The organism is Pseudomonas fluvialis, from assembly GCF_002234375.1.
Classification (GTDB): Bacteria; Pseudomonadota; Gammaproteobacteria; order Pseudomonadales; family Pseudomonadaceae; genus Aquipseudomonas; species Aquipseudomonas fluvialis.
In genome coordinates, this window is record NZ_NMQV01000021.1 from 44,999 (window position 1) to 63,528 (window position 18,530).

21 protein-coding genes are annotated in these 18,530 nt (G+C 64.3%); 9 read left to right on the forward strand and 12 right to left on the reverse strand.

Annotated features, from left to right (window positions below; all coding sequences use genetic code 11):
* Nucleotides 1–2 precede the first annotated feature (2 nt).
* From phoR to CFY91_RS11355, 5 genes are all read right to left on the reverse strand, one after another.
* Entirely contained in the window at nucleotides 3–1,313 is a 1,311-nt protein-coding gene (gene phoR, locus CFY91_RS11335; protein WP_371870518.1) for a phosphate regulon sensor histidine kinase PhoR, read from the reverse strand.
* Between the two features lie 51 nt (nucleotides 1,314–1,364).
* Entirely contained in the window at nucleotides 1,365–2,054 is a 690-nt protein-coding gene (gene phoB, locus CFY91_RS11340; protein WP_093986484.1) for a phosphate regulon transcriptional regulator PhoB, read from the reverse strand.
* Between the two features lie 146 nt (nucleotides 2,055–2,200).
* Nucleotides 2,201–2,356, reverse strand: coding sequence for a 50S ribosomal protein L33 (gene rpmG, locus CFY91_RS11345; RefSeq protein WP_014854577.1), 156 nt, complete (start codon nucleotides 2,354–2,356; stop codon nucleotides 2,201–2,203).
* A 10-nt stretch (nucleotides 2,357–2,366) separates the two neighbouring features.
* Nucleotides 2,367–2,603 (reverse strand): 50S ribosomal protein L28, encoded by a 237-nt coding sequence (rpmB, locus tag CFY91_RS11350; RefSeq protein ID WP_093986485.1) that lies wholly within the window; start codon nucleotides 2,601–2,603, stop codon nucleotides 2,367–2,369.
* 211 nt (nucleotides 2,604–2,814) lie between these two features.
* Complete coding sequence (locus tag CFY91_RS11355; RefSeq protein WP_093986486.1) at nucleotides 2,815–3,594, reverse strand: exodeoxyribonuclease III; 780 nt, start codon at nucleotides 3,592–3,594, stop codon at nucleotides 2,815–2,817.
* Between the two features lie 94 nt (nucleotides 3,595–3,688).
* On the opposite strand from CFY91_RS11355, the gene pyrE reads away from it, so the two are divergent.
* Both pyrE and CFY91_RS11365 read left to right on the forward strand, forming a co-directional pair.
* A complete protein-coding gene (gene pyrE, locus CFY91_RS11360; protein ID WP_093986487.1) occupies nucleotides 3,689–4,330 on the forward strand; it encodes an orotate phosphoribosyltransferase in 642 nt (213 codons plus the stop codon).
* A 43-nt stretch (nucleotides 4,331–4,373) separates the two neighbouring features.
* On the forward strand, nucleotides 4,374–4,964 hold the full coding sequence (locus CFY91_RS11365; protein WP_093986488.1) for a DUF4124 domain-containing protein: 591 nt from the start codon (nucleotides 4,374–4,376) through the stop codon (nucleotides 4,962–4,964).
* A 13-nt stretch (nucleotides 4,965–4,977) separates the two neighbouring features.
* Here the strand turns inward: CFY91_RS11365 and argB are convergent, their stop codons facing one another.
* The 4 genes from argB to coaBC all read right to left on the reverse strand — a co-directional run bounded on the left by argB (nucleotide 4,978) and on the right by coaBC (nucleotide 10,241).
* Nucleotides 4,978–5,880, reverse strand: a complete 903-nt coding sequence (gene argB, locus CFY91_RS11370) for an acetylglutamate kinase (protein ID WP_093986489.1) — start codon at nucleotides 5,878–5,880, stop codon at nucleotides 4,978–4,980.
* A gap of 54 nt (nucleotides 5,881–5,934) precedes the next feature.
* On the reverse strand, nucleotides 5,935–7,314 hold the full coding sequence (gene algC, locus CFY91_RS16110; RefSeq protein ID WP_195807305.1) for a phosphomannomutase/phosphoglucomutase: 1,380 nt from the start codon (nucleotides 7,312–7,314) through the stop codon (nucleotides 5,935–5,937).
* A gap of 1,261 nt (nucleotides 7,315–8,575) precedes the next feature.
* A complete protein-coding gene (gene dut, locus CFY91_RS11380) occupies nucleotides 8,576–9,031 on the reverse strand; it encodes a dUTP diphosphatase (protein WP_093986490.1) in 456 nt (151 codons plus the stop codon).
* A gap of 1 nt (nucleotide 9,032) precedes the next feature.
* Nucleotides 9,033–10,241, reverse strand: coding sequence for a bifunctional phosphopantothenoylcysteine decarboxylase/phosphopantothenate--cysteine ligase CoaBC (gene coaBC / locus CFY91_RS11385; RefSeq protein ID WP_093986491.1), 1,209 nt, complete (start codon nucleotides 10,239–10,241; stop codon nucleotides 9,033–9,035).
* A gap of 160 nt (nucleotides 10,242–10,401) precedes the next feature.
* Between coaBC and radC the strand changes: the two genes are divergently transcribed.
* Nucleotides 10,402–11,076, forward strand: a complete 675-nt coding sequence (gene radC / locus CFY91_RS11390; protein WP_093986492.1) for a RadC family protein — start codon at nucleotides 10,402–10,404, stop codon at nucleotides 11,074–11,076.
* Here radC and CFY91_RS11395 read toward each other — a convergent pair whose 3' ends face one another.
* Both CFY91_RS11395 and rph read right to left on the reverse strand, forming a co-directional pair.
* On the reverse strand, nucleotides 11,077–11,436 hold the full coding sequence (locus CFY91_RS11395) for a DUF4870 domain-containing protein (RefSeq protein ID WP_093986493.1): 360 nt from the start codon (nucleotides 11,434–11,436) through the stop codon (nucleotides 11,077–11,079).
* 24 nt (nucleotides 11,437–11,460) lie between these two features.
* Nucleotides 11,461–12,183 (reverse strand): ribonuclease PH, encoded by a 723-nt coding sequence (gene rph / locus CFY91_RS11400; RefSeq protein ID WP_093986494.1) that lies wholly within the window; start codon nucleotides 12,181–12,183, stop codon nucleotides 11,461–11,463.
* A 135-nt stretch (nucleotides 12,184–12,318) separates the two neighbouring features.
* Between rph and CFY91_RS11405 the strand changes: the two genes are divergently transcribed.
* The 6 genes from CFY91_RS11405 to CFY91_RS11430 all read left to right on the forward strand — a co-directional run bounded on the left by CFY91_RS11405 (nucleotide 12,319) and on the right by CFY91_RS11430 (nucleotide 17,633).
* On the forward strand, nucleotides 12,319–13,182 hold the full coding sequence (locus CFY91_RS11405) for a YicC/YloC family endoribonuclease (RefSeq protein WP_093986495.1): 864 nt from the start codon (nucleotides 12,319–12,321) through the stop codon (nucleotides 13,180–13,182).
* A gap of 42 nt (nucleotides 13,183–13,224) precedes the next feature.
* Nucleotides 13,225–13,842, forward strand: coding sequence for a guanylate kinase (gene gmk / locus CFY91_RS11410; RefSeq protein ID WP_093986496.1), 618 nt, complete (start codon nucleotides 13,225–13,227; stop codon nucleotides 13,840–13,842).
* Between the two features lie 108 nt (nucleotides 13,843–13,950).
* On the forward strand, nucleotides 13,951–14,214 hold the full coding sequence (rpoZ, locus tag CFY91_RS11415; protein WP_093986497.1) for a DNA-directed RNA polymerase subunit omega: 264 nt from the start codon (nucleotides 13,951–13,953) through the stop codon (nucleotides 14,212–14,214).
* A 59-nt stretch (nucleotides 14,215–14,273) separates the two neighbouring features.
* Nucleotides 14,274–16,388, forward strand: a complete 2,115-nt coding sequence (gene spoT / locus CFY91_RS11420; RefSeq protein ID WP_093986498.1) for a bifunctional GTP diphosphokinase/guanosine-3',5'-bis pyrophosphate 3'-pyrophosphohydrolase — start codon at nucleotides 14,274–14,276, stop codon at nucleotides 16,386–16,388.
* A 128-nt stretch (nucleotides 16,389–16,516) separates the two neighbouring features.
* Complete coding sequence (locus tag CFY91_RS11425; protein ID WP_093986499.1) at nucleotides 16,517–16,900, forward strand: RidA family protein; 384 nt, start codon at nucleotides 16,517–16,519, stop codon at nucleotides 16,898–16,900.
* Nucleotides 16,878–17,633: a hypothetical protein gene (locus CFY91_RS11430; RefSeq protein ID WP_229727146.1), complete on the forward strand. Its 756-nt coding sequence runs from the start codon at nucleotides 16,878–16,880 to the stop codon at nucleotides 17,631–17,633. The genes CFY91_RS11425 and CFY91_RS11430 overlap by 23 nt, the downstream gene beginning before the upstream one ends.
* Nucleotide 17,634: 1 nt before the next feature.
* On the opposite strand, the gene CFY91_RS11435 is transcribed toward CFY91_RS11430, so the two are convergent.
* Nucleotides 17,635–18,486 (reverse strand): NAD-dependent epimerase/dehydratase family protein, encoded by an 852-nt coding sequence (locus tag CFY91_RS11435; protein WP_093986500.1) that lies wholly within the window; start codon nucleotides 18,484–18,486, stop codon nucleotides 17,635–17,637.
* Nucleotides 18,487–18,530: the final 44 nt, after the last annotated feature.

Here is an 18,530-nt window from a genome sequence, read left to right on the forward strand (position 1 = left end):
GATCAGTGGCGGCGCACCGCCTGGCTGGCCGGGAAGTGGCAGGTGAAGGTGCTGCCCTTGCCCGGCGTGCTGCTGATGTCCAGGCGGCCACGATGGCGCAGCAGCACATGCTTGACGATGGCCAGCCCCAAGCCGGTACCGCCGGTGTGGCTGGCCCGGCTGGAATCGACCCGGTAAAAGCGTTCGGTGAGGCGTGGCAGGTGCTTGGCCTCGATACCGATGCCGCTGTCCTGCACGGCGAGATGCGCGCCCTGCTCGTCGCTCCACCAGCGAATGCTGATCTCGCTTTCATCCGGGCTGTACTTGACCGCATTGAAGATCAGGTTGGAGAAGGCACTGCGCAGCTCCGCTTCGCTGCCCTTGAGCTTGAGGTGCGGGTCGGCCTGTAGCTGCAGACGATGCCGGCGTGCCCCGGACAGTGCCTGGGCGTCGCTCGTGATCGACAGCAACAGCAGGTCGACCGCCACCGGCTGGCTGTCCGAGGGGTAGTCGGTAGCTTCGAGCTTGGCCAACAGGAGTAGGTCGTTGAGCAGGTTCTGCATGCGTCCGGCCTGTTGCTGCATCTGCTGCATGGGGCGTAGCCAGCGCGGATTGATCTGCTCGACATTGTCCAACAGGGTTTCCAGGTAGCCGGTGATCACCGTCAGCGGTGTGCGCAGCTCATGGGAGACATTGGCGACGAAGTCCTTGCGCATCTGTTCCAGCTGGTGAAGGCGGGTGACATCGCGCACCAGCATCAGGTGTTCGCGGTTGCCATAGCGGGTGATGTGGAACTGCAGGCGCAGACGGTCATTGATCGGTGAGGGCAGCTCCAGGTTGTCGTGGAAGTTACCCTGCTCGAAATACTCCTTGAAGCGTGGATGACGCACCAGGTTGCTGATCGCCTGGCCGCTGTCCTGCGGGCTCTTCAGGCCCAGCAGGGTCTCGGCGGCGCGGTTCCACCATTCCAGGTTGCCCTGGCTGTCGAGCATGATCACCGCATCCTTGAGCGCTGCAGTGGATTCCTGAACACGGTCGATCACCGCCTGTAGGCGCCCACGAACGCGCAGGTCACGGCGCTGCAGGTGGTAGATGCTGTCGAAGACCTCACCCCACAGGCCGTAGCCGTCGGGCGGAGGCTCGTCCTCCTGGCGCTCGCGCAGCCACTTGTGCAGGCGTAGCAGCTGGCTGAGATGCCAGCCCAGGTAGCCGGCCAGGCCGAATGCCAGTGCCCAGGCGTATTCGCCGCTGATCAGGCCCAGCAGCAGGCAGCCAGCCAGCAACAGCAGCAGGCGGCGTATCAGGGCGCCGCGCCAGTTATGGTTCAACACAATGCGTCCCTTCTGCAGGCGCTCAACACGGGCAGGCCTGGGCCAGACAGCCGTTCAACCCTTGGTGGAGAAACGATAGCCGGTGCCGCGCACGGTTTGCACGAGGTTTTCGTAAGCCTCGCCCAGTGCCTTGCGTAGGCGGCGGATATGTACGTCGACGGTACGCTCCTCGACATACACGTTGCCCCCCCAGACCTGGTCAAGCAGCTGGCTGCGGGTGTAGGCGCGCTCCTGATGGGTCATGAAGAACTGCAGCAGGCGGTATTCGGTGGGCCCCATCTCGGCCGGTTGGCCATCGATGGTGACACGATGGCTGACCGGGTCGAGCAGCAGGCCGCCGACTTCGATGGGCGCTTCGCTGTCCGCGGGGCCGGCGCGGCGCAGCACGGCCTTGAGGCGGGCAACCAGTTCGCGTGGCGAGAACGGCTTGGTGATGTAGTCGTCGGCACCGACTTCCAGGCCCTGGATCTTGTTGTCTTCCTCGCCCTTGGCGGTGAGCATGATGATGGGGATGTCGCCGGTCAGTTCGTCGCGCTTGAGGCGGCGTGCCAGCTCGATGCCACTGGTGCCGGGGAGCATCCAGTCGAGGAGGATCAGGTCTGGTTTGCGGTCGACGATACAGGCGTGCGCCTGCTGGGTATTCTCTGCTTCGAGACAGTCATAGCCGGCCATTTCCAGGGCCACGGCGATCATCTCGCGGATGGGCGCTTCGTCGTCAACGATGAGAATGGTCTTGCCTGCCATGGTTAAGCCTTGTCCGTTTGCGGTTCAGATGCAGGGCATTAGATAACGGAATTATTGCAGGCTTGTGACAGCGAGCAGGACGCAGCACGCGGGCAAAACGAAAAAACCCGCCACAGGGCGGGTTCTTTCACAGGCGGCCGGATCAATTACTTGATCTTGGCTTCCTTGTAGATCACGTGCTTACGAACGACCGGATCGTACTTCTTGATTTCGATCTTGTCGGGCGTGGTGCGCTTGTTTTTGTCGGTGGTGTAGAAGTGGCCGGTACCGGCGCTGGACACCAGACGGATCAGATCACGCATGACAGTCTCCTTAAACCTTTTCGCCGCGAGCGCGCAGCTCAGCCAGCACTACGTCGATACCACGCTTGTCGATGACACGCATGCCCTTGGCCGAAACGCGCAGACGCACGAAACGCTTTTCCGACTCGACCCAGAAGCGATGGTGCTGCAGGTTCGGCAGAAAACGACGACGGGTTTTGTTGTTTGCGTGGGAAATGTTGTTCCCAACGGCCGGACCCTTACCGGTCACTTGACAGACTCTCGACATACCTCAGCCCTCTAAACCACATGCCCAACCCGGCATGGGTTGGCCGCTTGAACTTTCACTCATAGGCGCTAACGCCCGTTTCATCAGGGTCTTACCTGCTTGTCACGACAGGTCGTGCGCAGGGCCCCTCGAAAAGAGCGCTGCTTTATATCAGAGCAGCCCTGGCAAAGCAAGGCGCAACGCATGTTGCGGGCGTCTGGCGACGGACGGCTCAGAGGCTCAGGGTCCAGTCGTAGTCAATGATCAACGGCGCATGCTGGGAGAAGCGCGGCTGGCGTGGCAGGCGTGCGCTGCGTACCGAACGGCGCATGCCGGGCGTGAGAATCTGGTAGTCGAAACGCCAGCCGAGGTTCAGCGTCTGGGCCTGCTCGCTATCCGGCCACCAGCTGTACTGCTCGCCTTCGCGGCTGACTTCACGCAGGGCATCGACATAGCCGAGGTTGCCGAACACTTCATCGAGCCAGGCGCGCTCGGGGGCGAGAAAGCCCGGCAGTTGCTGGCAGTCGCGCCAGTTCTTCACGTCCAGCTTGTTCTGTGCCGCATACAGCGAACCGCAATAGATGTATTCACGGCGTTTGCGGCGCTGCTTGTTCAGGTAGTGGGTAAAGTCGTCGATGAACTTGAACTTCTGGTTCAGGTCCTCGTCGCCGCGCTGCCCGGAAGGCAGCAGCAGGCTGGCGATACTCACCTTGTCGAAGTCGGCCTGCAGGTAGCGTCCATAGCGATCGGCCAGCTCGAAGCCCAGGCCGCTGATCACCGCCTTGGGCTGCAGGCGCGAGTACAGTGCCACGCCGCCCTGCTCGGCTACTTCGGCCGCGCTGGCATACAGGTAATAACCATCCAGCTGGAAGGCCTGGTCATCCATCTCGTCCAGGCTGGCCCGGGTGTCCTGCAGGCAGATCACGTCGGCATTCTGGGCTTGCAGCCAGCTGAGGAGACCTCGTTCGGCGGCAGCCTGAATACCATTCACGTTCACACTGATGATCCGCATAAATGGCCCCTAAAAACTCGTCTGTGTATGATACCCGAGCTCAGCGCTTCTTGGCCAAATCCGTGGCCCGGAGCCGTTTTCGACAGGATTATCCATGCAGGCCTACCAGCGCGAATTCATTCAGTTTGCCATTGAGCGCGGGGTTCTGCGCTTTGGCGAGTTCACCCTCAAGTCCGGACGCACCAGTCCCTACTTCTTCAATGCCGGGTTGTTCAACTCGGGGCTGGCGCTGGCCCGCCTGGGGCGTTTCTATGCGGCGGCGCTGGTCGACAGCGGGATTCCCTTCGACGTGCTGTTTGGTCCGGCCTATAAGGGTATTCCCCTGGCGGCCGCTACCGCGGTGGCGCTGGCCGAACAGCATGGCCAGGACCTGCCCTGGTGTTTCAACCGCAAGGAGGCCAAGGATCATGGTGAGGGCGGTACGCTGGTTGGCGCGCCGCTGGCTGGCCGGGTGCTGATCGTTGATGATGTGATTACCGCGGGTACGGCGATCCGCGAAGTGATGCAGATCATCCATGGGCAAGCCGCCCAGGCGGCCGGCGTACTGATCGCCCTGAACCGTCAGGAGCGCGGCCAGGGTGAGCTGTCGGCCATCCAGGAAGTGGAACGCGATTTCCAGATTCCCGTGGTGAGCATTGTCGCCCTTGATCAGGTATTGGAATATCTGGCCGGGGATGCTGAACTGAAGCGTCACCTGCCGGCGGTGGAGGCCTATCGCGGGCAATTTGGAATCTGAATAACAACAAGGGACAGCCGGGTGCGGCCTGTCCCGACAGGGAATGCCTATGTCGAAGCTGCGCGTGATGCCTCTGTTGTGCCTGGCGGCCTGGTTACCTTCGTTGGCGATGGCGACCGAGCTGTATCGCTACGTCAACGACAAGGGGGTGGTGGTCATCGATCGTCAGGGCGTGCCGCCTGAACACATTCACCGTGGCTACGAAGTGCTCAACGAGCAGGGTCGGGTAACCCGCGTGGTGCCAGCGGCACCGCCGCTGGAGGAGCGCCAGCGCCTGCTGGAGGAAAAGAACCGCGCCAAGAGCGACGCCCAGTTATTGCGGCTGTACGGTACGCCGGAGGACATCGAGCGCGCGCGTGCGCGCAAGCTGCAGGAACTGGATGGGGTGATCAGCGTGGCGCGCGCCAACTTGCAGTCGCTGCGCACCCAGCAGGCCAACCTGCAGAGCCAGGCCGCTGATCATGAGCGGGCGGGCCGTGCTGTGCCGGAGCACTTGCTGGCGCAGATCGACAACCTCAAGGCAGAACAGCGTCGTGTGCGCAGCGACATCCAGCGCTTCAGCGACAATCGCCGCCAGGTAGACGCCGAGTTCCTGCGCGACAAGGCTCGTCTGGTCGAGCTCTGGTCGCGCTGAACCCGGCGCGCGCTCAGGCGCGCTGGTTGCTGATCAGGGTGCCGACACCGCTGTCGGTGAAGATTTCCAGTAGCACGGCATGCGGTACGCGGCCGTCGATGATGTGCGAGCTGGTCACGCCGGCCTGCACGGCCTCCAGCGCGCAGCGGATTTTCGGCAGCATGCCGCCATAGATGGTGCCGTCGGCAATCAGCGCATCCACCTGTTCGGTGCTCAGCCCGGTGAGCACCTGACCCTGCTTGTCGAGCAGGCCGGCGATATTGGTCAGCAGCATCAGTTTTTCCGCCTTGAGTGCCTCGGCCACCTTGCCGGCCACCAGGTCGGCGTTGATGTTGTAGGACTCGCCCTGCTCGCCGACCCCGATGGGCGCGATGACCGGGATGAAGTCGCCGGAGACCAGCATGTTGATCAGTTCGACGTTGACGCCGATGACTTCGCCGACATGGCCGATATCGATGATTTCCGGCTGGGTCATTTCCGGAGTTTGCCGGCTGACCTTGAGCTTCTTGGCGCGGATCAGCTGGGCATCCTTGCCGGTCAGGCCAATCGCCTTGCCGCCATGGCTGTTGATCAGGTTGACGATACTCTTGTTGACCTGGCCGCCCAGAACCATTTCCACCACGTCCATGGTTTGTGCATCGGTCACGCGCATGCCGTCGATGAAGTGACTTTCAATGGCCAGACGCTTGAGCAGATCGCCAATCTGCGGGCCGCCACCGTGCACCACCACCGGGTTGATACCCACTGCCTTCATCAGCACGATGTCACGGGCGAAGCCGGTCTTCAGCTCTTCGCTTTCCATGGCGTTGCCGCCGTACTTGATGACCAGGGTCTTGCCGACAAAACGGCGGATATAGGGCAGTGCCTCGGAGAGAACCTGGGCAACTTCGGTGGCAGCGGCGCGGCTGAGGGTCATGGATAACTCCGGTTAAGCGGTAAGGCACCGGGGCGGATGGCCCCGGCAGGTGGTTCAGAACGGTAGTTGCAGGTCCGGGGCAATGCTGTACAGCTGGGCGCGGAACAGCTCCTGAATGCGCGAGAGCTCTTCGGCCGTCTCGGCTTCGAAGCGCAGCACCAGCACCGGCGTGGTGTTGGAGGCGCGTACCAGGCCCCAGCCCTTGGCGTAGTCGACGCGCACGCCGTCGAGGGTGGTCAGGCTGCCCTCGCCCCAGCTGCCGTCGCGCTGCAGGCGTTCGATCAGGCGGAACTTGTTGTCGTCGGTGACCTCGATGTTCAGCTCCGGGGTGCACAGGTCGTTGGGGAAGGCGCTGAACACTTGCTCGGCACTGCGTCGCTCCTGGCTGAGGATTTCCAGCAGGCGCGCGGCGCTGTAGATGCCATCGTCGAAGCCGTACCAGCGCTCCTTGAAGAAGATATGCCCGCTCATCTCGCCGGCCAGCAGGGCGCCGGTTTCCTTCATTTTCTTCTTGATCAGCGAGTGGCCGGTCTTCCACATCACCGGCCGGCCGCCGTAGCCGCTGATCAGGGCGGTCAGGCGGCGGGTGCACTTGACATCGAAGATCACGTCGGCACCCGGATTGCGTGTGACCACATCCTTGGCGAACAGCATGAGCAGACGATCCGGGTAGACGATGGTGCCGGTATTGGTCACTACGCCGACGCGATCACCGTCGCCGTCGAAAGCCAGGCCGAGGTCGGCTTCTTCGGCCTTGACCCGGGCGATCAGATCCTTGAGGTTCTCCGGCTTGCCGGGGTCCGGGTGATGGTTGGGGAAGTTGCCATCGACCTCACAGTACAGCGGAATCACGCTGCAGCCGAGCGCCTCGAGCAGTTGCGGGGCAATCACCCCGGCTACGCCATTGCCACAGTCGACCACCACGCGCATGGGTTTGGCCATGGCGATGTCGTCGCGGATTTCGCGGAAGTAGCGATCGAGGATTTCCACCGCCTCGACACTGCCCACGCCGCTGGCCAGGTCGTTATTTTGCAGGCGCTGATGCAGGGCGGTGATGCGCTCGTTGGCCAGCGTCTCGCCGGCGATGACGATCTTGAAGCCGTTGTAGTCCGGTGGGTTATGGCTGCCGGTGAGCATGACGCCGGAACGGGCCTGCAATACGTTGGCGGCGTAGTAGAGCACCGGGGTGGGCACCATGCCGATATCGATGACCTGGCAGCCGCAGTCGATCAACCCCTGGATCAGTCCTTGTACCAGCTCTGGACCGGACAGCCGGCCGTCACGGCCGACCACTACGCCGGGCTCGCCACAGGCCAGGCTTTCCGAGCCGATGGCGCGGCCGATCCAGTAGGCATTCTCACGGGTCAGGCTGCTGCCGACCACGCCGCGGATGTCGTAGGCGCGGAAGATGCTGGCGGGCAGCTTGGCTGGCAGGCTGCTCGCCGGGCGAGAGCTGGCGGATGGCTGGTCGAGGCCGAGCAGATCCTGGTCTTCATCGAGGATGTCGATGTCGAGGATGTCGGTGTCCTGGAACAAGGGGTTGACCAGTTCTTCGTCGAGGATGCTTTTCTCCAGTGGGCCGGGTGCGGATGCACTGCTTGCCGGCTTGACGGCGACGCTGGGTGCCTCGCTGCGGCGCGGCAGGCGCACCAGCTGGCGGGCCAGGCTGTCGAGTTCGGCAAGGCTGAGCGAGAAGCCCTTGGGGCTTTTCCCGGCGGCAACTTCCTGGAGCAGCTGGCTGAGCTGCGCGCTGTCTTCCTGCAGGCGCTTGTTCCAGCTGCGTTGCAGCAGCAGCAGCCCGGCGAAGGCACCTGCCAGGCCCAGCAGCAGGGCCAGGCCCAGCATGGGCAATGGGTTGCCGCCGGCCTGCGCATAGCGTGCCGGGCTAAAGCGCAGGCGCCAGTGCGGGTTGCTGGTGGTCAGCAGCAGCGCAGGCTGGCCGCTGTCCTGTCCTTGGCTGGCGAGCAGTTGTTCGGGGGTGTTGCTGAATTGCTGGAGCAGCTGCAGCTGGCCGACCTGGCCGTCCAGGCGTGGCCACAGGTCGAGTAGGCGCTGTAGGTCGACTACCAGAAGCAGTGAGCCCTGCACCAGGCCGCTCTTGCCGCGAATGCTGGTGGCGCTGTAGACCAGCCAGCGCTCGCCGACGCGGAAGGCTTCCGGGGAGGGGTTCTGCCCGCTTTCCGCGCGACGAATCAGGTCCAGCGCGGCAAAGCTGATGGGAGCCGCTGCCTGGGCATTCAGCTCGGCCTGTCCGGGCAGGTTGACGGTAACGCTGACCACCTGTGCCCAGTGCTGGTACTGCGCCTGCAGGGCCTGGATGCGTGGCGTATCGCCAGCGAGCAGGGCTTCAAGCCATTGCGGATTGCTGGCGGCGGCCTGGGTATCGGCCTGCAGTTGGCGCAGACCAGCGTCGATACTCTGCGTCAGCTGCTCGGCGTGCAGTTGGGCCAGCTGTTGCTGGTGCTGTTCGGCAGAGCTGTTGAGGTTGACCAGCCAGAGCAGGGCCAGGCCGAGCAGCAAGCCGCAGGCTGCCACGGCGAGGCCGGGCAGCAGGGCCTGCAGGGGCGGGCGTTGCTCCTGGGCGGGCTGCTCGGGAAGGCCGACAGGGGTTTCCTGGCTATCTTTTTTCTTTTTGCCAATCAGGCCTTTCACTGCGGCTCTCCTTGTTACGCGGCGAGATGGAAATGGAGCGAGTTCAATGGCTGCCCGAGTGGCCAAAGCCACCGGCACCGCGCTGGCTGTCGTCGAACTGTTCGACCAGTTCGAAATGTGCCTGTACCACGGGCACCAGCACCAGCTGGGCCAGGCGTTCGCCGACAGCCAGGGTGAAGGCGGCTTGACCGCGGTTCCAGCAGGACACCATCAGTTCACCCTGGTAGTCGGAGTCGATCAGACCGACCAGATTGCCCAGCACGATGCCATGCTTATGACCCAGTCCGGAGCGCGGCAGGATCAGCGCCGCCAGGCCGGGATCGGCAATGTGGATGGCCAGGCCGGTAGGAATCAGCACGGTTTCCCCAGGTTGCAAGGTCAGATCTTCTTGCAGCATGGCGCGCAGGTCGAGCCCGGCCGAGCCCGGTGTGGCGTAGCTGGGCAGGGGAAACTGGCTACCCAGGCGGGGGTCGAGAATCTTGGCTTGCAGGCTGTGCATGTCAGGCTCGCTGGAGTCGGTCGGCGATGAAGGCAATCAGCTGGCGGGCGATCTTGCCCTTGCTGGTCTGTGCGAAAGCGGTGGGCTGCAACTGGCGATCAATCACGGTGATGGCGTTGTCTTCGCTGTTGAAGCCGATGTTCGGGTTGGCGACGTCATTGGCGACGATCAGGTCGAGGTTCTTGTCGCGCAGCTTGCGTGAGGCGTAGTCCAGCAGGTTCTCGGTTTCTGCGGCGAAGCCGACGCTGAACGGCCTGTCGCTGCGGCCCGCCAGGGTGGCGAGGATGTCCGGGTTGCGCACCAGTTGCAACAGCAGCCCGTCCTCGCGGGTGGGGTCTTTCTTCAATTTGTGCGAAGCCACCACTTGCGGTCGGTAGTCGGCCACGGCCGCCGCGGCGATGAGCAGCTCGCAGGGCATGGCCGCTTCACAGGCCGCCAGCATGTCGCGGGCGCTGCTGACGTCGATGCGCTGCACCCGCTGCGGTGTGGGCAGGTGGACCGGGCCGCAGACCAGGGTGACTTGTGCGCCGGCTTCGGCGGCAGCCTCGGCGAGGGCAAAGCCCATCTTGCCGGAGCTGTGGTTGGTGATGTAGCGCACCGGGTCGATCGCTTCGCGGGTCGGGCCGGCGGTGATCAGCACGCGCACGCCGTCCAGCAGGCCCGCCTGGAAGCAGTCGGCGGCGCGCTGGGCGAGCTCTTCGGCTTCCAGCATGCGCCCGGCGCCTGTGTCGCCGCAGGCCTGGCTACCTACCCCTGGTCCGAACAGGCGCATACCGCGCTGCTCCAGCAGTTGGGCGTTGGCCTGGGTGGCGGGGTCGCGCCACATGGCCTGATTCATCGCCGGGGCCAGGGCTACCGGCGCATCGGTGGCCAGCACCAGGGTAGTCAGCAGGTCGTTGGCCACGCCCTGGGCGAGGCGCGCCATGAGGTCGGCGGTGGCTGGGGCGATCAGGACCAGATCGGCCCAGCGGGCCAGTTCGATATGCCCCATGGCGGCTTCTGCCGCCGGGTCGAGCAGATCCAGGCCGACCGGATGCCCGGACAGCGCCTGCAGGGTCAGCGGGGTAATGAATTCACAGCCGGCGCGGGTCATTACCACGCGGACTTCCGCGCCCTGATCGCGCAGGCGCCGAACTAGTTCGGCGCTCTTGTAGGCGGCAATGCCGCCGCCCACGCCAAGGACGATGCGTTTCCGGAACAGCCGCTGCATAGGCCTGCCTTGTCTGAATCTGCGGGAAGCTGCAGGGCCGGCGTACCTCCCCGGTCGCTGGCCCTGCAAAAAATCTGCGCTACGATAGCACAGGGCCTGGCGCGGAGCAGCGCCGGCGGGCCGCCACGGACTGGCGGGACACTGGACAGGGAGTCAACTCATGAGTATCCGCGACTGGCCGGCCGCCGAACGGCCGCGTGAGCGTTTGCTGCAACGCGGCCCGGCGGCGCTTACCGATGCCGAATTGCTGGCGATTTTCCTGCGCACCGGGGTGGCCGGTTGTAGCGCGGTGGAGCTGGCGCGGCGTCTGCTGGCCGACTTTGGCAGCCTGCGCGCGTTGCTCGAGGCCGACTTGCCGGCCTTTTCCGCGCACCTGGGTCTGGGCCCGGCGAAGTTCGCGCAACTGCAGGCGGTGCTGGAGATGGCCCGCCGCCACCTGGCCGAGCGTCTGCGTCGTGACTCGGCGCTGGAAAGCCCGCAGGCGGTGCGGGATTACCTGAAAGCGCAGCTGCGCCACGAGCCACATGAAGTGTTTGGCTGCCTGTTTCTGGATACCCGCCACCGTGTGCTGGCTTTCGAGGCGCTGTTCCAGGGCAGCATCGACGGTGCCAGCGTTTACCCGCGGCAGGTCGTCAAACGCGCACTGGCACACAATGCCGCAGCGCTGATCCTGGTGCATAACCATCCGTCCGGAGTGGCCGAGCCCAGCCAGGCTGATCGCCTGCTGACCGAGCGCCTCAAGGAGGCCTTGGGGCTGATCGAGGTGCGCGTGCTCGATCACTTCGTGGTGGGTGAGGGTGAGCCGCAATCCCTGGCCGAGCTCGGCTGGCTGTGATCAGAGAATCGGCCGCCAGCAGAACGGATAGCGGTAGGCCTGGCCTTCATTGGCCTTGATGCCGGCGATGATCGTCAGCACCAGGGCGCCGACGGTAACCAGCGCCAGCAAGGGGAAACCGATGAGGATCAGCATCAGCGGCACGCAGGCCAGGCCGGCCAGGGTTACGCTGATCTGGAAGTTCACCGCTTCCTTGCCCTGCGCGTCGACGAAGGGGTCGAGGTCGCGCTTGATCTGCCAGACCACCAGCGGGCCGAGCAGATTGCCGAAGGGGAAGACCAGGCCGAAGAAGGCCGCGAAGTGACACAGCATGGCCCATTGCCGGGCTTCGGCGCTGGGCGGTGTTTGCAGGTCTTGCATGGCGGCTTCTCCGTTGGGGGTGGCTCAGTCGTTATGCAGGGCAGCCTGCTGGGCCTCGAATAGCTGCTGCAGGCCCTGGCGGGCGAGCAGCAGCATGGCATTGAGCTGCTCGGGCTGGAAGGGCTCGCCTTCGGCAGTGCCTTGCACCTCGATGAAGCCTCCCTGGCTGGTCATTACCACATTGAGGTCGGTTTCTGCGGCAGAGTCTTCCGGGTAGTCGAGGTCGAGCACGGCCTCGCCCTGGTACATGCCCACGGAAACGGCAGCGATCATCTGCTTGAGCGGTTCGCCCTTGAGCGCGCCGCGCTTCTTCATCACGGCCAGCGCGTCCACCAGGGCAACCATGGCGCCGGTGATCGACGCGGTGCGGGTGCCGCCATCGGCCTGAATCACGTCGCAGTCGACGTACAGAGTGTTCTCGCCCAGTTTGCTCATATCCAGTGCGGCGCGTAGCGAACGGCCGATCAGGCGCTGGATTTCCAGGGTGCGGCCGCCCTGCTTGCCGCGGCTGGCTTCGCGCTGGGTGCGCTCGCCGGTGGCGCGCGGCAGCATGCCGTACTCGGCGGTCAGCCAGCCTTGACCTTTGCCCTTGAGGAAGCGCGGTACACCGCTTTCCACGCTGACCGTGCAGATCACCTGGGTGTCGCCAAACTCCACCAGCACTGAGCCCTCGGCGTGCTTGGTGTAGCCACGGGTGATACGGATCGGGCGCAGCTGATCGGCGGCGCGGCCACTGGGACGCTTCATGGGAATACCTTGTCTTGGGGGATTAACTGCCGGTCATTATAGGGCCTGGCGGGCGGCGCGGCATGTCCGATTGGGCGGCATGCGACGGGTGCGCTACAATCGCCCGTTCATTGATTGCCTGCCGAGGTTTGCCCCATGGTGCACAGCATGACCGCCTTCGCCCGCTGCGAGCAGGCCGGCCCCTTTGGCACCCTGTGCTGGGAGCTGCGTTCGGTCAATCATCGCTATCTGGAGCCGCATCTGCGCCTGCCGGAGAGCTTCCGCGAGCTGGAGGGCGCGGTGCGCGAAGCCCTGCGCCAGGGGCTGTCACGGGGTAAGGTGGAGTGCACCCTGCGTTTTGTCGAGGAAGGCGCCGGGCAACGTCTGCAAGTGGATGAAGCGCGCACCCGTCAGTTGCTGGCAGCGGCGCGCCAGGTGGCTGCACTGATTGCCCAACCGGCGCCGCTCAACCCCCTGGATGTGCTGGCCTGGCCTGGCGTGCTGGTTGCCGATGTGGCTGATCCGCAGGCGCTCAATGCCGCGGCGCTGGCGTTGTTCCAGGAGGCTTTGCAGCAGCTGCGCGAAGGCCGGCAGCGCGAAGGTGGCGAGCTGGCGCGGCTGCTTGGCGAGCGCCTGGATGCCATGCAGGATGAGGTCGCCGCCCTGCGCGAGCAGGTGCCGCACATGCTCGCCAACCAGCGGCAGAAGATTCTTGATCGCTGCGCCGAGCTGCAGGTCGAGCTGGATGCGCAGCGCCTCGAACAGGAACTGGTGTTGCTGGCGCAGAAGAGCGATGTGGCCGAGGAGCTGGATCGTCTGATCACGCACATCGGCGAAGTGCGGCGGGTGCTCAAGGCGGGTGGCGCCGCCGGTCGGCGTCTGGATTTCCTCATGCAGGAGCTCAACCGCGAAGCCAATACCCTGGGTTCCAAGGCGTTCGACCCGCGCTCCACGCAATGCGCGGTCAACCTCAAGGTGCTGATCGAACAGATGCGCGAGCAGGTTCAGAACATCGAATAAGCGGTGGCTGCGCACCGCCCAGACTGATTCCGGAGTATTTGCATGGCCAGCACAGGCACCCTGTACATCGTTTCCGCACCGTCCGGCGCCGGCAAGACCAGTCTGGTCAAGGCGCTGCTCGACAGCCAGGCCAACCTGCGCGTGTCGGTATCGCACACCACGCGGGCCATGCGCCCCGGCGAGGTCGATGGGGTCAACTATCACTTCGTCAGCCGCGAAGCTTTCACGGCGATGCTCGAGCGCAACGAGTTCCTCGAACATGCCCAGGTATTCGACAACCTCTACGGAACCTCCCAGGTATGGGTCGAGCAGACCCTCGCCGAAGGCTTCGATCTGATTCTGGAAATTGACTGGCAGGGCGCGGAACAGGTGCGTCGTCTGATGCCGCAGGCCAAGTCGATCTTTATCCTGCCGCCGACCCAGGAGGCCTTGCGCCATCGCCTGACCCATCGTGGCCAGGACAGCGGCGAGATCATTGAGCGGCGCATGCGCGATGCGGTCAGCGAGATGGCTCACTATGTCGAGTACGATTACCTGGTGATCAACGACGACTTTGCTCATGCCCTGGATGATCTCAAGGCCATCCTGCGCGCCAATCAGTTGCTCCAGCAGCCGCAACAGCAGCGGCATGCCGGCCTGCTCGGCGAGCTGCTGGCCTGAAGCGGAAGGCTCGCCACGGCCGCCTGTAGCCTGTGGCGCAAAGCTGCTTTAGACTATTCAGTCCGATCGCCCACCCGGGCGTCCCCGTTTTAGATGCAGAGGAACACCATGGCCCGCGTTACCGTTGAAGATTGCCTGGACAATGTCGACAACCGCTTCGAGTTGGTGATGCTGGCCACCAAGCGTGCCCGCCAGCTGGCAACCGGCGGCAAAGAGCCGAAAGTAGCCTGGGAAAACGACAAGCCCACCGTGGTCGCGCTGCGCGAAATTGCCGGTGGCCTGGTAGATGCCGAGTATGTTGCCCAGGAAGAGCTGATCGAAGAAGAACCGCTGTTCGTCAGCTTCGAGGACGAGTCCAGCGAGGCACTCTGATTCATGCCGGCTGAAGGTCATGTGCCGCGAGGACGACCTGGCTGGTCGGGGGTAGCCCCATGTCCGGCATAGACGGTCTCGCCACACGACTTTCCAGCTATCTGGGCACGGATCAGGTCAATCTGGTCCGTCGCGCTTATTTCTACGCCGAACAAGCACATGATGGGCAGCGCCGCCGCAGTGGCGAAGCCTACGTGACTCATCCGCTGGCGGTTGCCAGCATTCTCGCCGACATGCACATGGATCATCAGAGCCTGATGGCCGCCATGCTGCACGATGTCATCGAAGACACCGGCGTGCCCAAGGAAGCCTTGCAGGCACAGTTTGGCGAAACCGTCGCCGAGCTGGTCGACGGGGTCAGCAAGCTGACCCAGATGGACTTCCAGAGCAAGGCCGAGGCGCAGGCTGAAAACTTCCAGAAAATGGCCATGGCCATGGCCCGCGATATCCGGGTAATCCTGGTCAAGCTGGCCGACCGTCTGCACAACATGCGCACCCTGGATGCCATGCCGCATGACAAGAGCCGGCGTATCGCCAAGGAAACCCTGGAGATCTACGCGCCCATCGCCAATCGCTTGGGCATGCACAGCATGTATGCCGAGTTCGAGGACCTGGGTTTCAAGGCCATGTACCCGATGCGCTCGGCGCACATCCGCCAGGCGGTCAAGCGCGCGCGCGGCAATCGCAAGGAAATTGTCGCCAAGATCGAGGAATCGATTCGCCATTGCCTGGAGCGTGAAGGCCTGCAGGGCGAGGTGAGTGGTCGCGAGAAACACCTGTACAGCATCTACCAGAAGATGCGTGGCAAGCGTAAGGCATTCAACGAGATCATGGATGTCTATGCCTTCCGCATCGTGGTCGACAAGGTGGATACCTGCTATCGCGTGCTGGGTGCGGTGCACAACCTCTACAAGCCCTTGCCGGGGCGTTTCAAGGACTACATCGCGATTCCCAAGGCCAATGGCTACCAGTCGCTGCATACCACGCTGTTCGGCATGCATGGTGTACCTATCGAGATCCAGATCCGTACCCATGAGATGGAAGAGCTGGCCAAGCACGGTATCGCCGCCCATTGGCTGTACAAGTCCAGTGAAGAGGATGCGCCGCGTGGCAACCATGCGCGCGCCCGGCAGTGGGTGAAGGGCATTCTCGAGCTGCAGCAGCGTGCCGGCAACTCGCTGGAATTCATCGAGAGCGTGAAGATCGACCTGTTCCCGGACGAGGTCTACGTGTTCACGCCCAAGGGCCGCATCATGGAGTTGCCGAAAGGCTCCACGGCGGTCGATTTTGCCTACGCGGTGCACACCGACGTCGGCAACAGCTGTATCGCCTGCCGTATCAACCGCCGCCTCGCGCCGCTGTCGCAGCCGTTGCAGAGCGGCTGTACGGTCGAGATCGTCACGGCGCCGGGGACCCGCCCGAATCCGGCCTGGTTGAATTTCGTGGTCAGTGGCAAGGCACGTACGCATATTCGCCACGCCCTCAAGCAGCAGCGCCGCTCCGAGTCGGTGAGTCTGGGCGAGCGCCTGCTCAACAAGGTACTGGCCAGCTTCGACAGCCAACTGGAGCGTGTGCCGGCCGAGCGTATCGAGCAGGTGCTGGGCGAGTATCGTTTCGCCAGCCTGGACGACCTGCTGGAAGATATCGGCCTGGGTAATCGCATGGCCTATGTGGTGGCGCGGCGCCTGCTGACCGAGTCCGGCGAAGGGGGCGAGCTGCCGACCAGCGAGGGCCCGCTGGCCATTCGCGGTACCGAGGGGCTGGTGCTCAGCTATGCCAAGTGCTGCACGCCGATCCCGGGTGATCCGATCATCGGTCACCTGTCCGCCGGCAAGGGCATGGTGGTGCACCTGGATAGTTGTCGCAACATCAGCGATATCCGCCATAACCCGGAGAAGTGCCTGCCGTTGACCTGGGCCAAGGATGTGCAGGGCGAGTTCAATGTCGAGCTGCGTGTCGAGCTGGAGCACCAGCGTGGGTTGATCGCCATGCTAGCCGGCACCGTGGCAATGGCCGACGGCAATATCGAGAAGATCGGCATGGACGAGCGCGATGGGCGGACCAGCGTGGTCCAGTTGATCATCAGTGTGCATGACCGCGTGCATTTGGCGCGGGTCATCAAGAAACTGCGCGCCCTCAAGGGGGTGATTCGTATTACCCGGGCCAAGGCGTAACGCCGCCAACCTAACGGCGCAGGTCAAAGGCCAAGCCGGCTTCTTGAGCCGGCCTGTAGCCTGTCCCCCGCTTTTACTTGCAGCTTGCAGCGCACCGCGTGAAGCTGCGTCTTTCCAAGGAGCGACCCATGAGCAAGACCGTCATCAGCAGCGACAAGGCCCCCGCCGCCATTGGTACCTATTCGCAAGCCATCAAGGCCGGCAACACCGTCTACCTGTCCGGGCAGATCCCTCTCGACCCGCAGACCATGAATCTGGTCTCCGATGATTTCGAGGCACAGACCGTGCAGGTCTTCGAGAACCTCAAGGCGGTGATCGAGGCCGCTGGTGGCGGCTTCCAAGATGTGGTCAAGCTGAACATCTTCCTCACTGACCTGGCGCACTTTGCCAAGGTCAATGAAATCATGGGGCGCTACTTCCAGCAGCCCTACCCGGCCCGTGCGGCGATTGGCGTGGCTGCCCTGCCGCGTGGTGCACAGGTGGAAATGGATGGCATCCTGGTTCTTTCCTGAGCCGCTGCGCCTGGCCTTGGCTGGGCTGGCGCTGAGCAGCCTGCTGCTGGCTGGCTGCAGTGGACGCAGCGTGGACGGTATCTGGATCAACCAGGCGGCGATTGATGCCGCGGTGGCCGACGATTCGCTGCGCGAGGCGCTGCTGGCCTATGGCCCCAATCTGGAGTGGCGCGTGCAGGCAGCGCGTGGCCTGGCCCGCTTCAGCAATGGCTTCGAACAGGGCGAAGGGTGCCTGCAGGCGCTGGCCGAGGGGGGCTGGCAGGTCGACTTTGGCCTCGATGAGCATGAGCAGCTGCGTCGTTCAGGGGCTGAGTTGCTGCAGGGCGAGGGGCCGTCGTGGCCAGCGCAGCGCTTCCGTCGATACGCGGCCAGCGTTGATGAAAGCCCGCTGGGCAGCCATTTCGAGGCTGCGCTGTACCGTGCCTACCTGGGGGGTAGCTGGCTCATTACCCAGGGGCTGGGTGAGCGAGGGCTAGTGCTGTTCCATGCCGATGGCCGCGTCGAGGGCCTGCCGGGTGCCGAACGCTATGCCTTGTGCCTGGCGGGTGACTGCGCGGCCATGGCCGGTGAACACGATAGCCTGTGGCTGCAGCAGGGGGCGCAGGGGCAAACCTGGTTGTTTCGCCGCGAAGGCGAGCAATTGCGGATCTTCCAGGCGATCAACCAGTCGGCCGCCGATGAAATGCCCAGCTACCAGCCGGGCGCCGAGGTTTGGCGCTTGCAGCGCGACTGAGTCAGGCGTCTTGCAGGAGGGCGGTATAGCCCTCGCGATAGCTGGGGTAGCGCGGCTGCCAGCCGAGCGCGCGCAAGCGCTGATTGCTGCAGCGTTTGTTGCCGGCACGGCGCATCAGGCCGGCGGGTAGCTGCGTGCTGACCTGCAGCTGCGCGCGTAGCCAGTCGACGACCTCGTGTAGCGGCGCCGGCTGGTCGTCGACGCCGAGGTAGCAGTCCGCCAAAGGCAGCCCGCGCCAGTCCGCCTGCAGCAGGAAAGCCAGCAGGCCGGCCGCGTCGTCGGCATGGATGCGATTGCCATACAGCGCCGGCTGGCTAGGCGCACGATAGCCCTGGCGAACCTGATTGAGCAGCCAGTGGCGTCCCGGCCCATAGATGCCGGCAAGGCGTACGCAGGTGGCCGGCAAGCCGCTGCGCCAGGCCAGCTGTTCGGCTTCGCGGAGGATTTGCCCGCTGAAGCTGTCGGCGAGCGCCGGACTCTGCTCGTCGACCCACTCACCGTCGCTTTGCCCGTACACCCCGGTGCTGGATACGAACAGCAGGCGGCGTGGCCGTTGGCCGCGGCTGGCCAGCCAGGCGAGCACCTGTTGCAGGCCATCCACATAGGTAGCCCGATAGCCGGCCTCGTCGCCGCGACTTGGCGCGGCGCAGAACACCAGGTAATCGAGCTGTTCCGGCCAGGCGGCGGGACAGTCGTGCTGGGCAAGGTCGCCTGGCACTGGCAGGGCTGCGACAGATAGTCGCGAGACATCGCGGCGCAGGCCGTGGACTATCCACTGGCAGGCGTGCAGCTGGCTGGCGAGGCGGTTGCCGACATCGCCGCAACCGGCGATCAGCAGGCTGGGATGCTGCATGGCGGGGGCTCCTGAGGTGGGATGCCGCAGTATGGCGTGCACTT